General features: G+C 50.3%; 12 protein-coding genes. 3 read left to right on the plus strand and 9 right to left on the minus strand.

Annotated elements, in window-relative coordinates; translation table 11 throughout:
• On the plus strand, positions 1-840 hold the full coding sequence (locus AB6805_RS22560; RefSeq protein ID WP_370911711.1) for an NAD(P)H-binding protein: 840 nt from the start codon (positions 1-3) through the stop codon (positions 838-840).
• 46 nt (positions 841-886) lie between these two features.
• Here AB6805_RS22560 and AB6805_RS22565 read toward each other — a convergent pair whose 3' ends face one another.
• Positions 887-1,321, minus strand: a complete 435-nt coding sequence (locus AB6805_RS22565; RefSeq protein ID WP_370911712.1) for a hypothetical protein — start codon at positions 1,319-1,321, stop codon at positions 887-889.
• Positions 1,322-1,550: 229 nt separating this feature from the next.
• On the opposite strand from AB6805_RS22565, the gene AB6805_RS22570 reads away from it, so the two are divergent.
• Both AB6805_RS22570 and AB6805_RS22575 read left to right on the plus strand, forming a co-directional pair.
• A complete protein-coding gene (locus tag AB6805_RS22570) occupies positions 1,551-1,733 on the plus strand; it encodes a DUF3606 domain-containing protein (protein WP_370911713.1) in 183 nt (60 codons plus the stop codon).
• A gap of 12 nt (positions 1,734-1,745) precedes the next feature.
• Positions 1,746-2,147, plus strand: coding sequence for a tetratricopeptide repeat protein (locus tag AB6805_RS22575; protein WP_370911714.1), 402 nt, complete (start codon positions 1,746-1,748; stop codon positions 2,145-2,147).
• Positions 2,148-2,203: 56 nt separating this feature from the next.
• On the opposite strand, the gene AB6805_RS22580 is transcribed toward AB6805_RS22575, so the two are convergent.
• Genes AB6805_RS22580 through AB6805_RS22615 form a run of 8 tightly spaced genes read right to left on the minus strand, consistent with a single transcriptional unit; the run spans position 2,204 to position 13,962 of the window.
• Positions 2,204-3,148 (minus strand): glycerophosphodiester phosphodiesterase family protein, encoded by a 945-nt coding sequence (locus tag AB6805_RS22580; protein WP_370911715.1) that lies wholly within the window; start codon positions 3,146-3,148, stop codon positions 2,204-2,206.
• 2 nt (positions 3,149-3,150) lie between these two features.
• A complete protein-coding gene (locus tag AB6805_RS22585; protein ID WP_370911716.1) occupies positions 3,151-3,747 on the minus strand; it encodes a histidine phosphatase family protein in 597 nt (198 codons plus the stop codon).
• Entirely contained in the window at positions 3,740-5,197 is a 1,458-nt protein-coding gene (locus tag AB6805_RS22590; RefSeq protein ID WP_370911717.1) for an FGGY-family carbohydrate kinase, read from the minus strand. Before AB6805_RS22590 ends, AB6805_RS22585 begins: the two co-directional genes overlap by 8 nt.
• A gap of 17 nt (positions 5,198-5,214) precedes the next feature.
• Entirely contained in the window at positions 5,215-6,660 is a 1,446-nt protein-coding gene (locus AB6805_RS22595; RefSeq protein WP_370911718.1) for an FGGY-family carbohydrate kinase, read from the minus strand.
• Entirely contained in the window at positions 6,657-7,661 is a 1,005-nt protein-coding gene (locus AB6805_RS22600; RefSeq protein WP_370911719.1) for a 2-hydroxyacid dehydrogenase, read from the minus strand. The genes AB6805_RS22595 and AB6805_RS22600 overlap by 4 nt, the downstream gene beginning before the upstream one ends.
• 5 nt (positions 7,662-7,666) lie before the next feature.
• The gene (locus tag AB6805_RS22605; RefSeq protein WP_370911720.1) at positions 7,667-8,953 is read right to left on the minus strand and encodes an MFS transporter; all 1,287 of its coding nucleotides are present in this window, start codon (positions 8,951-8,953) and stop codon (positions 7,667-7,669) included.
• Between the two features lie 31 nt (positions 8,954-8,984).
• Positions 8,985-10,724 (minus strand): RagB/SusD family nutrient uptake outer membrane protein, encoded by a 1,740-nt coding sequence (locus AB6805_RS22610; protein ID WP_370911721.1) that lies wholly within the window; start codon positions 10,722-10,724, stop codon positions 8,985-8,987.
• A 7-nt stretch (positions 10,725-10,731) separates the two neighbouring features.
• Positions 10,732-13,962, minus strand: a complete 3,231-nt coding sequence (locus tag AB6805_RS22615; protein ID WP_370911722.1) for a SusC/RagA family TonB-linked outer membrane protein — start codon at positions 13,960-13,962, stop codon at positions 10,732-10,734.
• Between the last annotated feature and the right edge of the window lie 208 nt (positions 13,963-14,170).

The following is a 14,170-nucleotide window of genomic DNA, read 5'->3' on the forward strand; positions in this document are numbered from 1 at the left end:
ATGAAAACAGCAAATACTACCAAACAAACAGTACTCGTATTAGGCGGCACCGGTAAAACCGGCAGCAGGGTAGCAGCACAACTCACAGAAAAGGGCTGGCCCGTACGTATCGGATCACGCTCTGCCAGTCCTGCTTTCGACTGGGAAGATACATCCACCTGGGAACCTGCTTTACAGGGTATTGACGCCGTATATCTCAGCTATCACCCCGACCTGGCGATACCCGGAGCAGTAGATACGGTACGTTCATTTACCCAAACAGCGGTGAAAAACGACATTAAGAAAATAGTATTGCTGTCGGGCCGCGGAGAAAAAGAAGCGCAGGCATGCGAGCAGATCATTATGAACAGCGGAACCAGCTGGACCATTCTCAGGTGCGCCTGGTTTAGCCAGAATTTTAGTGAGGGTTATCTTTTAGATCCGCTGCTGGCCGGCCATGTAGCGCTTCCGGCCGGAAACGTTGCAGAGCCATTTGTGGATGTGGACGATATTGCAGACGTAGTCATTGCGGCGCTTACCACGGAAAACCATAACGGCCAGCTATACGAACTTACCGGTCCCCGCCTGATGACCTTTGAAGAAGCTGTGGGAGAAATAGCCAAAGCCGCAGGCAGGCCAATTCAATACCAGGCGATACCCATGGAAGCGTACAAAGCCATGCTCGTTGAATACAACATCCCCGATGATTTCATCTGGCTGGTCACCTATTTATTTGCTGAAGTACTGGATGGCCGGAATGCCCATCTCACCGATGGGGTGCAACGTGCCCTGGGCCACGCGCCACGGGACTTCTCAGACTATGCCCGGAAAACCGCTGCCGAAGGCGTATGGAATGCATAGGAAGATTAGCATGGAAAAGTACTTCAAATACTTTTCCATGCCTAAGTTATAACGTATAAACAATGAGCACGCCTATACTAAATAATACATGCGACAGGCCAACCGCCATCACATACGACATGACCGGAATGGCTGGTGGCCGCGGGTGGAGACGGATAAAAGTAAACCAGAATCCCATCGCGAAAATACCGTTCAGTAACCCAAACACAATACTCCAGAACAACGTAGGATGTCCGACGCCCGCCTGCCACAGGTAAAAGTAAATAATGGCGAAAAACACACCTATGAGGTAATGCAGTATGATGCCGGTTAAGAGGTCTGCCGGCTTCCGGGTTAAACCCTTATCCGGTGTTGTATGATTAGTAACCATAGTAGCAAGCACCCCCACCACTTTATAATTTTTACCGGTAATGGCGGTGAGAAGATATAAGGCGCCTGTCATTAATAAAGTACCAAATAGGCCTGCAGCGATCGCTTTCATAAAAACCTGGTTTGTATAGCAGCCTTTTATCAAATAGCAATCCTATTAATGGGAACAAGCTGCAGCCTTCTTTGAAACCGGTTTTACGATGTATGGCCGCTACATTTTGGGGAGCAGTTTCTGCAATTCCGCACCGTTTTTCTATCCCATACCTGTTATCGGTCAGGGCATATAATTTGCGGCAACTGAGAAGGAAAAGCATTTACATCTTCACCTAAATTTCATTGTTATGGCAGACGATAAAAAAAACGTTGGCAAGCAGGATGATATCCGGGTAGATAGCCAGGACCCTTCTGAAGTGGAATACCTGCATCAGCAGTTTCCGTCTAAAACCCACCAGGAAATTAAAGACGCCATCAAAAAAGCGGGGCCAATGAGAAGCGATGTGATCAAATACCTGAATGGTCATTAATAACCCCGTTGCATGGCGGATAAAATTTCCCATAAGAGCTTGTTGGAACAGGCCAGGCAACTGGAGGCGAAAGACGACCTGCCGGGCGCTATCGGCTTGTATAACGAAGCGCTTTCCAATGATCCGCTGACGATTGCTGCCTATAACCGGTTAATGATCATTTACCGGAAGCAGAAAGCGTATAAAAAAGAACTGGAAACAATTAATAAAGGAATCAAATCTTTGGAAGATAATGTGCATCAAACCAGGACCACCTGGATGAAAGCGCACCGGAAGGCGGCGAAGCTGAGCCAGGCACTGGCAAAAAGCCTGGGACAAATAGATGCCAAAGGGAAACCGACAAATGAAGACCCGGTGATTACCGGGTGGAAGCGAAGAAAGGCAATCGTTTTAAAACGGATGAAGACCCCATAAGTTTGCCGTATAAAACAAGCGTCTTACAGTATTATGCTGTAAGACGCTTTCGTATTTTAAATACTTTTTTTACCGAAGAATTTCTTCTTGGCGCTATGGGCAGGAACCAATGGCAGGATGGCCGCTGCGGCTTCTATGGAGCGGTCGGCTTCAATTAGACTGGCGCCATCGCGGATAATCGCCTGGTAAGCGGCACTGCGTTCAGCGGTAGAAGGAAGCTTGTCGTAGGTGGGCGCCGTGGATATCATACACATCACACCACGCTTATTTAATTGCTGGTAAAGTTCCTTCAGCGCCGGTTTGTTATCCGGACCTACGTACGCCATGATATGCGACCACGGAATTTTAGCTGCCTCGTATTCTTCCAACGCCTGCTGTGTTTTTACAAATGCTTCGAATACAATATCCTTATTGCGGCTGTGGTACCAGCGGGCTTCTTCAGCGGTATGTACCGTTACCATTACGTTTCCTTCGGCATGATTGTCTTTAATGATCTTTGCTGTCATCTCAAAAGGAACATCTTTTTTATCCAGGATGAGCACTGTTTTCCCCTTGCTCCACACAATCGCCTCCTGCAGGGTGGGAATGCGGAAATTGGTGATATTTCCTTCCACATCTTTTAGCTGCAACTGTTTAAGTTCCGCCAGTGTATAATCGGAAATTTTTCCTTTGCCGGTGGTGGTGCGGTCCAGTGTTGCATCGTGCATGAGTACAATGGCGCTGTCTTTTGTAAGCCGGGGATCAATTTCAAAAGTGGCGGGCGTATGCCGCAGGGTATTTTCAAAGGCTTCGATACTGTTTTCCGGGAAGCCTTTGTTTACACCGCCACGATGCCCGCTGATAAAGGGAATATCTTTCCCGGTATACTTAAAGAATGCCTGCAGATCCTGGCTGTTGCGGATGTTCAGCACATTCAGTTCAGGTGATTGAGCTTTTGTGTTAAGCTGGCAGGTAAGATACGCGCCTGTCAGCAGTAAGGTGCTGGCAATAACTTTTATCATGTTCAGAATTTTGCATTGAGGTGTTGTAATGTAAAGGGTTCGTGGGCCGACAGGTTAAATACTGTAACAGAGGCGTTGTCCTGCACCAGCATCCGGTAATTTTTTAGCGGCATGCCCAGCTTATAGGCCAGGTACAGGCGGTTTACGCCATTATGCGCTGCTACAAGAATGTTTCCATGGTCATGTTGCTGTAGCAGGTCACGGAAAAAATTATCGACACGGGCAACGATTTCGCTGCCGGTTTCGCCGGTGCCGCCGGCGCGGTGCTGACCTGGGTCGTCCATCCAGTTATGCCACAGCTGTGGATCTTCGGCAATAAATTCTTCCTTTGTTTTCTTTTCCCAGTTACCAAAATCAGCTTCAATAAGACGGTTATCTTTAATAACGTCCATCCCACCGGCGATGCGCGCAGTCTGGTATGCACGCTCTAACGGGGAAGAATATACGCCGGTGAAAGTAATGCCTTTCAGTTGTTCCCGCACGGCTTCTGCCTGCCCGATTCCTTTTGCCGTGAGGGCAATGTCGGACCTGCCGCAGTAGCGGTTATTATCGGCGTTCCAGGCGGTTTGTCCGTGTCTTAACAGGTAAATATTAAGCATGTTCATAAGTTGAAATGTATCCTTTTTCTTTCAGCAGTTGTATAAATTTCAGGTAGCTGGCATCGTAGGCTTTTACGGGAGATGGCGAAGGCAGTATCTCTTCCGCTACCTGGGTCATTGCAGCTGTTGCCTCCATAACCGTGTGGTACCATGTTTTGGACGCCGCCAGGATAGCCGCACCGGCAGCGCCGCTTACATGTTTCATTTTAATGATGGGCAGGTTGAGCACATTGCTGCGGATGGTGAGCCATGCGCGGCTGTTGCTGGCGCCGCCTGCGGTATAGATCTTTTCCACCGCTTCACCGCTTAACTGCCGGATCATCTGGTAGGCGTAGCGCTCTATATAAGCTACACCTTCCATGCCGGCGGCATAGCTTTCAATGGCAGAAAGCCCCGCGGCTTCAAACCCGCGTGCCTGCGGCGCCACAAACGGAAACCTTTCTCCATGTTGCAGCAGCGGCCAGGAGAGGTGGCCGGTGGGTATGATCCGCAACGCCTGCTCGTTCAGCAACGCAAGGTCACCGGGGAATTTTTGAGATACCCAGTCCGCCCCGGTATTGCTGGCGCCGCCCGGCATCCAGTACCCCTCCGGGTGCCGGTGACAATACAATGCACCGGAAGGATCATCGATATACCGGGTAGTTACTCCTTTCACCACCAGGGTGGTACCAATGGTGGTGTTCCAGTCGCCCGGGCAAACGGCGCCCGCCGCAATCTGTGAGGCACAGCCATCTGTCATGCCAGCTACAATGGTCACGTCTTCCGGCAGGTGGAGGAGGGCTGCCACACCGGGTTGTATCTTTCCCAACGGGGTACCCGCCGGTACCACTGCGGGCAGCCACGATTGTTGCAGCGGCAGGTGCTCCCAGAGATAGGAAGGCCACTCCTGCGCCAGTATATCATATCCCGATTTCAGTGCGTTGGTAGCGTCAGTTATATCAAAGCGGCCGCTGAGCTGCCCGGTGATATAGTCGGCCGCATGAATGAACTTATAAAGTTGTTGGGCTGCCTCCGGATATTGTTGTACAAACCAGCACATTTTCGATAGTCCACTGGAAGTATTAAACGACGTATAGCCATGCGGGTGGTACCGGAGAGCGGCCTCCCGGCAAAGCTTCCCGGCCTCCACCTGCCTGCCGTCGCTGTACATCAGGGCGTTATGCAGTGGCTGGTGCCGGCGGTCAACGGGTACGATGGTGCCGGACGTAGAAGTAACGGCTATAGCCCTGATAAGTGGCCGGTACGGTTGCACGGAGGCATCCCGCAGGAGTTGATGCAAACACGCAAGGCAGGCGTCCCACCAGCCGGTGGGCGACTGCTCCTCCCGCATCTTTTCATGCAGCGGGAAATGTTCCTCCCGGCTACCCAGCAGGTTGCCGGCGGCATCCATTAATACCACCCTCGCGCCTTGTGTACCTACGTCGATGCCTATGAAACAAGCTGTTGCCATAATCAAATTTTAAGTAGTTAGTTCATGCCCCGGAAGTAATGCCGGGTCTTTTCCCATTCTGCATACAGGGTGCTGTAATAGGCAGTATCAACAGGATGGATTACTTCGGTAGCATCCTCCATTACTGCATTTACCTGCAACGCTTCATTGCAGATCAACGCACCGCCAACGGCGGATGATTGCTGGTATTCTTTCCTGATCTGTACTTTTTTCCCCGTGAGATTGGCGATGAGCTGCCGCAGCACCCGGCTTTGCAGTCCGCCGCCACAGGCCCAGATATAATCGGGATCATGACCGGCAGTAGCAGCCAGTATCCGGTAGTTTTTAACGATGGAGCAGGCAATGTCCAGGATGGTAGCCCATACAAAAGAGCCGCGGGTGAGCAGGTGCGATACCGGCGCGGGAAAAATAAAGCCACCGCGGGTAAGGGACACTTCTTCATCAGCCAGCAGTGATCCCAGGGAGGCCATGCAAAACGTATGGGTGTTTTCTTCCAGCTCTTTTTCAATCACTTCATAATCCTCATTAGGATAAAAAATTTCTTTCAGCCGCTGGTAGTTTAGCCCGGTTACACCGGCATTGGCTTCAAATACAAAGCGTCCCGGTTCTATATCACGGCTTGTCCAGGTTCTTTCTTCCGTATCCAGTGTATACGTGCCCGTTATCTTCACAATAGGAGTGGTAGTGCCTGAAACAATCACCACGTCATCTACCGCCGGGCGCGTGCTTTTGATGGCAAGTTGTGTATCGCCGCCACCGGCTACTATTTTCACGGCGGCAGGCAGACCCAGTTCCTGTGCTACTCCGGGAAGGATATTTCCCAGTATGGTGGCGGAGTCTGCGAGCGGTGGCAGCAACGCCGCATCCAGTGCAAAAACTTTGCACAACTCAGCCGACCATTGTTTTTGCGATACATCATACAGCAACGTTTCTGATGCCTGTGAATGTTCATACCGCGCTACACCGCTGAGCATAAATTCTATCCAGTTGCTGATGCTGAGGAACGTGCTGCATTGCTGCCACAGTTCCGGCCTGCGCTCGCGGATGCCCACCAGTTTCAGGGCGGAGAACAGGGAGGTAGGATAACGCCCGGTCAGCTGGTACACCCTGCTTTTATCGGTAATGATGTTTTCCCATTCCCGGCCACGGTGGTCGATATTGGGTAACCCGGTCAGCGATTCGCCGGTGGGGGACAGCAGCACAATACCTTCGCGCTGACTGGTAGCCGTAATGGCTTTTACCACCGTGCCGGGAATACCGGAGAGTACCTGCACGGCTAAACGCTTTACCTGAAGCCACAGTTGCATGGGTTCAAAATACAGGGCATCCGGGTACAACGGATCTTTGATGTAATGTATATCTTCCCGGGCAACGCTTAATACCTGTCCCTGCGGGGAAGTTGCTGCTACCCTTACGTTTCCGGTGCCTATGTCCACAATGATGTAGGTGTCCTGTGTTGTCATTGGAAATGAACTTTAAGTATGTCTTTGTTGGCTAATTCGGCTATGTGCCTGTTGGCATGTGCATACCATTGCAGCAAGGCCCTGTTCATAATTTCAACGTGGTGATCTTCCACTTCAAAGGTGGCGCCCGCAATGTGCGGGGTGGCAATTACCTGTGGAAGGTCAATGATCCTGTAATCCAGTTCGTCTGGTGGTTCATGATCGAAAACATCTAAGATAGCCCCCCGGATCGATTTTTTTTCCAGTACTTCAAGCAGGTCTTCCCGTTGCACGACGGAAGCCCTGGCTGTATTGATAAATATGGCGTCTTTTTTCATCATTTTCAGGAGCCGGCCGTTGATCATCCCTTTCGTTTCTGCGGTAACCGGCAGGTGGATAGATACGATATCGCTGGAGGTAAACAAATCTTCCAGGCTTGTTTTCCGGTAATCGCTGTTATATTCAGCTACATACGGATCAAAAAACTGGATGGGGCAGGGATATTCTTTTACCAGCTTTGCAATCAGCTGGCCGATAGCGCCAAAGCCAACCATGCCAATAGTTTTGCCTGCCAGCTCATTGCCTTTGAAGTGCAGGTAGGAGTCGTGCGCACCTGCCTGCCAGTTGCGGCCTTTCAGCCAGTTGATGCCGGGGATGGTATTACGCAACAGCATGATCACATTGGAAATAAACAGTTCTGCTACGGCCTGCGCATTACGGGCAGGTGTGAAGAATACCGGAATTCCCATTTCAGTGGCTTTGCTCACTGCCACGTTGGACGGTGTGCCGCGGCATACGCCGATAAACTGCAGCTGGGGATTGGCGGCTATTACTTTTGCAGTAACATGATCGTGCTCTGTTATCAGCGCTTCGGCCTGCGTGTCTGAAAGTATGGCCAGCAGCTCGTCTTCATTGTATGCCCTTCCATGAGGCTTCCACGACCGGTAAATAATTTCTCCGAACTGCCGCTGCAATGTTTCCAGCCCCTGCTCATGATAAGGGGCAGTGATTAAGATTTTCATGTGTATTATAATTGTATGGTTTCCGTTGTATTGCTGTAATGATGAGATGTTTTTGCATTGTCTGGCAGGGTGATAAACCGGGTGATGACGGCGCTTACCAGGTAAAGGGCTGCCAGGATCCAGATAACGCCTGCATCGCCTGCGCTGCCGATAAATAATCCTACAATTGCAGGGCCCACAAAAACGGGCAAGCCGGCGCCCAGGTTCAGAATGGCCATTGCCGCGCCTTTATCTTTTTTCACGAGGGAAGGTACTAACGCCGACAGGGGTACGTAGCCCGCCAGGCAGGCGCCCCAAAGGATGCCGGCTGTCATTACCATCCAGAAATTGCCTTCCCATATCTGTGGTGCGTAATAAAACAGCAGGGTAGTGGCCGCGCATCCTACGCCGCCGAACCACATGATGGTATTACGCCAGCCCATGCGGTCGCCCACAAAGCCAAAGATGAGGTTGAAGATGATATTGGCGGTGAAGATAGTTCCCCAGATCTGCAGCCATTGCGTGGTTTCGTAACCATGTTTCGCCATATACATCGGCAGGAATACCGGGAAGGCAAATTGCGCCGTGGTATTAATAATGCGTACTATGCCGCCCAATAATACCTTCGGTTCTTCTTTCACAATGGTAAGCCCCTTGATCAGTTCTTTTACCTGCGAGCCGCCGGCAGTTTCTTTCTTAATACTTCCTTTATTCAGTACCAGTGCAAACAATGCGCCCAGCAGCGCCCAGAAAACAGAGGTCCATAAAGTATTGAGGTGCCCGAAGCGGGTAATGGCCCAACTGGAATAGTACGCGCCGAGCACATTAAGCCCGCCGGTGAATACAAACCAGAACCAGCCTACAGCACGGCCTAGTTGCTGCCGCGGACTGCTGTATGCGATCCATACCAGGAAGGAGTAGGCAAACAAAGGATAGCCAAATCCACGCAATGCATAAAAGAGCAACATCAGCGGGTAGTTCAGTTCCGGCATGCCGTATCCGACGAACCCGATGGTGCCGAGAATGTAGAGGATCAAACCCGTGGACATGGTGCGCTTTACGCCGTAGCCTTCTGCCAGTACGCCGGAAAACCAGGCGGAGATGGCGATGGTGATGCCATAGGCGGTAAACAGGGTGGCCGACTGCTGCACCGACATACCATGTGATACCAGGTATGGGCTTAGCCATCCCTGTTCAATACCATCCCCCATCATGAATATCATGATACCGATGTAGCCAAAGAGCAGCTGCCGAGGTAGTCCGGCCTTTTCGAAAAATGTTTTGTTTACTGTGGAATTGTTACCTGATAACATACGGTTGCTTGTTTAAGGTTTTTCGGTTTATTTAATTTGCCCACTCCGGGTCCTGGATTAAGTTGCCGTTTAAGATGATTTCGTTGTATGGAATGGGATAGAAGTATTTGCGGTCTTCGTATTTGCGCACCAGGTTATCAAACAGCTGCAGATTGCCGTTGGTACCGTTGCTGAGCTTGAACTGTACTTTGTCTATCAGGAAATAATATACGCCCGGTACTTTGGTCGCCGGGATTTTCTCTACAAAACAAACATCCATTTTCCCATCTTCATTCAGATCCATCAGTGTGTTGAGGGAGGGTACATACATGCCATCATAGGGCATGGTGAGCAGGTTGCCGAGATGCCAGCGCTTCAGATCGTCGTAGCGAAATCCTTCCAATGCCAGCTCAATGCCTCTCTCCCGGCGTATTTCCAGCAGTACCGGATCATTTGTACCAGGAAAATAATGTTGCTGAAGATATGGATCTGCTGTAACCGGCGGCGTGGTAACGGTGATGCCTGCACGCTGCCGCAGGGGGGCAATGGTGAGGTTCCAGTCTTCCGCGGTAAAGTTGCCACGCTCTGCTTTTGCTTCCGCATAGTTCAGCAATACTTCTGCATACCGGATCAGCGGCAGGGAATTGAAGTTTTCTGCCACGCCATCAGTCGCTTTCGCATCCACGGCCAGTTTGATAGGCATATAACCCGTATAGGTATACGTAAAGTCGGGCGGCGTTACCACACCATCGCGGGAGTAGTTACCCATGCGGATGCTTTGTTTCAGGCGGAGGTCGCGGTTCTTTACTTCCTGGGCGAAAGGGATCTTATTATAATCCGCTTGGGCGGTGAAAGGCGTACCATCCGTATTTAAATAGGTGTTGATAAAAGTTTTGATGAAGCTGTACCGGCCGCCGTAAGTGGCGCTGGTCCAGTACCAGTTGGCATCGTTGAATACCCGTAGACTTTTATTATTAACGGCCGCCAGCAGTACTTCTGTGCTGTTGGGTGTTTCATTGATAAACAGGTTGCGGTAATTTTGATCGGTGGCGCCGGTGGTCAGCAGTTTATACTGGTTTCCTTTGATCACCTGGTTGGCGGCGTCAATGGCTTTGTCGAGCCAGTCGTTCGCCGTGCCGGCAAGCTTCAGTTTCGGATGATATTTGCGGATGGTGCCTTCAAAAAGGCATACCCTTGATTTAAATGCGAGGGCTACCCATCTTGTTACCTGTGATGCGCCGTTATCTTTGGTATTACGGATATGGCTACACGCATAGTCGAGATCGGCGAGCACGTTGTCCATTACAAGCGTGCGTGGATCGCGGCCTTTGTAAAGGTCCGGGTCATCCGCAGCGAGGCTTTTATCGTACCAGGGCACATCGCCGAATTGTTTTACTTTGTTGAAATAAAACCAGGCGCGGAAAAAGCGGGCGAGACCTATGTAATGTTCTTTGGCTTCGTCTGTAATTTTTGCGTTGCCGGCATGTTCCAGGAAGTAGTTGATCTTGCGCAGTGCGCTCCAGCTCCAGCCAGTGGCTTCGGTGGGGCCAAAGGCGCCGTAGATGTAGTTGGACAGGGTTCTGCCCACCAGGTAATCGCTCAGGGCATCTCCCCTTACAATATCACTGCCATCGGGCAAATCCAGGTAAAAGGAGTTGGCGTATAACTGCAGGTCCTTTTCGGTATTAAAAGCATTTTCAGGCGACAGCTTATCAAATGGTTTCAGGTTCAGATCACGGTTACATGCACTCATGATCATCAATCCGGCAACCAGGAAGAGAATATTTTTCATGATCATTTTATTTGAATGTTACATTGATCCCTATAGTGTAGGTTTTCAGCATAGGATAACTCATCCCGTTTCCGGAGCCATCGTTCAGCTCAGGATCTGAGCCTTCAATAACTTCCGGGTCCATTGTTTTCACGTACTTATACATCGGGCTCCACGTCCACAGGTTTTGGCCGGTTACGTAAATGCGCGCGTTGGCGATGCCGGCTTTGTTCACCATTGATGCGGGAAGGTTGTATCCCAGTGTAATATTTTTGAGCCGCAGGTAAGCTGCATTTTGTAAATATTTGGATTGTGTTACCTGTAGTTCGGCGCGGGAGTTCAGCGCGGTATAGCCACGCATGCGCGGGAAGTAGGCGTCGGGCTTTTCTTCCGACCATACGTTGTTCACTACATCTACCGGCTGCCAGCTGTAAGGGCGGTTGTAAGCGCCCCAGAACAGGGAGTTGTCGGCTCCCGGCCAGAAGTCTCTTTTACCAATACCCTGCAGGAAAAAGGAGAAGAAGATATTATTCCATTCCATGTTGCCGGTGAAGCCATACATATAACGCGGGGAGCTGTTGCCGATAACCGTTTTATCGCCCGGATCAGCGAGTGAGCCTGCGCCTTCATTGATCTTTTTATCGTTGTTAAGATCTTTAAATTTAATATCGCCCGGTAATATTTTGTTGGCGGCGGATACGCGGATAAAGCTCTGGTCGATGCCACGGGTATCTATTTCATTTTGATCTTTAAAGTAACCATCGTTTACAAATCCCCAGATATCACCGATCTGCATGCCTTCATAGTAGGTGTTGATAAGGCCGAGTGGATTATTGAAGCGGATGATCACACTTTTATTATCAGACAGTACCAGCCGGGCATCGTAGCTGAATGGTTTGCTGCCATTGGTTTTATTCCTCCACCCGATAGATATTTCCCAGCCTTTTGTTTCCAGGTCGGCATAGTTGCCTTTAGGTTCGGTGGCGCCGAATACGCCGGGGAGCGGCAATCCGTCGGTGAACATATCTTTCGTTTTGCGGGTGTACCAGTCGGCCGTGAGCGTGAGCCGGTTGTTGAGCAATGCGAGATCAGTACCAACATTCAGCGTGGTGGCCTTTTCCCAGGTGAGTCCGTTCGGGATTACATTGGGTTGCTGCGTATAGTCGGGCCGGATACCATTCAGGATACGGGCCATTTGCGTTACGCTCATGGTTTCGAGGAACTTATAAGGAGCGATATTGCCATTGCCGAGGGTACCATATGATGCCCGCAGCTTCATGTCGGATACCACTTTATAAGGGATGTTCCAGAACTTTTCCTTGGAAATCCTCCATCCTGCGGAAGCAGATGGGAAGAAGCCCCATTGCTGCGTTTGCGGGAATTTAGAGGTGCCGTCGTACCGGCCGTTTACTTCCAGGAGGTAGCGTTCATCGAAGTTATAGTTGATGCGGAAGAACCCGCCGAGTGTGCGCCATTCGTTACCGCCGCCTCTCATGGTGAAGTTGAGCCCGTTGGTAAGGGAGAAGTCGGGCAGTTCATTGTTGATGATGCCATCCCGCTGGATGTACCTGCTTTTCAGCAGGGAGTTTTCATAGTTATAGCCGGCCATTACCTTGAAGTAATGTTTGCGGTAGGTATGTTCATAGTCGGCATAGACATTGGCGGCGAGATAGTTTGTTTTATCGTCGTTTTCGTTGATCTTACTTTCGCCGCGTTCCAGTGTTACGCCTGGTTTTTTGCTGTAGGGCACGGGGGTGTATATACGCGTTTCCACATCGTTGAGTCGCCAGAAGGTGAGATCGCCGTTTACATGTACTTTATTTTTAAAGAAGGTAGCGGTAAAACGGGAGGTGTTACGGATCTGCGCGCGACTCAGTTCTGACTGGTTATTACCGGAGATAAAGCTGCCGAATACGATGGAAGCGTTTTCGGTGAGTGTGCCATCCGGGTTGCGGAGCATGGCGATGGGGAAGGCTTCATCGGAAATTCTTCTCCACACGGGTGTGTTACTGGGATGGTTTAATATCGGGTAGAAATAATTTGTTTGTGTGAAGTTGAGATCATTTTCCACTTTAAGCCACGGTAACGCCTGTACGGAGCCGCGTGCCCGGAGGTTATAGGTTTTGAAGTTGTCCGGGTTGTAACGGAAGATCCCATCCTGTGCCATGTATCGGCCGGAGAGATAGTAGCTCACGTTTTTGCTGCTGCCGGAAAGACTGAGATTATGTTCCATAGATGGATTGTTATCTGCATAGAGTTCTTTCAGCCAGTCGGTGTTGCCGTAGTAAACATATTCGCCGGTAGTGGGATTGATATCTGTTTTGGGCAGTGAGGGATCGTCGTTTCTGCGTTTCAGTTCATCGAGGTAATCTAACGAGAAAGGGAACACGGAGTTTGCTTTTTGCGGGTGCGAGGCATAGTCGTTCCACGAGGTAAATGCGTCGTCGAAGTTTTTGGCCCATTCGTAACCGTTAGTTACCATTTTGGGTTTGATGGTGCGTTCGTTAACAGAGTAGCTGCCGGCGTAGTTGAGGGTGGTTTTATCTTTCGCCGGGCTTTTGGTGGTGATAAGGATAACACCAAACGATCCGCGGGAACCGTATATAGCCGCAGCAGCTGCATCTTTGAGCACGGTGACGCTTTCTATATCGTTGGGGTTGAGGAGAGAGGGTTCTCCCGGTACGCCATCGATGAGTATGAGGGCGCTGCCGCCGGCGCCGATGGAGGTGGTGCCGCGTACATTATAGGTAGCGCTGCGGGTAGGTTTACCATCGGTCATACGGATATTGAGGTTGGGAATTACGCCCTGTAAACCACGGGTGACGCTGGTGAGCGGCCGGTTTTGAAATACCTCGCTGCCTACCTGGTCTACCGCGCCGGTGAGGTTTACTTTCTTTTGTGTTCCATAACCTACTACTACCAGGTCCTGCAATTGTTTGGCGGAGGAAGTGAGCTGGAGGTCGATGGTGTTGCGGTTGCCAACGGGGAGTTCCTGCGGGGTGTAACCCACAAAAGAGAACTGGAGAATAGATTCGTTGCCGGGTACGGCCAGCTGGTAGCGCCCTTCTGTGTTGGTGGTAACGCCGGTAGTACTGCCTTTCACTCTTACATTCACACCAATCAGTATTTCTCCTTTGTCGTTGGTAACCTGCCCCTGTACTTTCCGGGACGTTTGGCCGGATAATGCACACGGCCATGCAAGCAGCAGGAAACAGAGCATGTACATTTTGTACATAGCTGTGCAGCTTAAGTGATTCATAACTGGATTGTTTTGTTTTGGTTGACCCTTTTTTCTATAACATGAAATTGTTTGTTGATGTCCGTTACACGTTGATTCGCCTGGCTTTTTCCGGACTAATGGTGGAATTCAGTAACGTGGAACATACGGTTGCGCAATCGATGTTACCTTTAAAATTAAACAAAATTTAATTAAATTAAAGTAAATGTAAGTAAACTATTTAATCTTT

This window comes from Chitinophaga sp. RCC_12, assembly GCF_041360695.1.
GTDB lineage: Bacteria > Bacteroidota > Bacteroidia > Chitinophagales > Chitinophagaceae > Chitinophaga.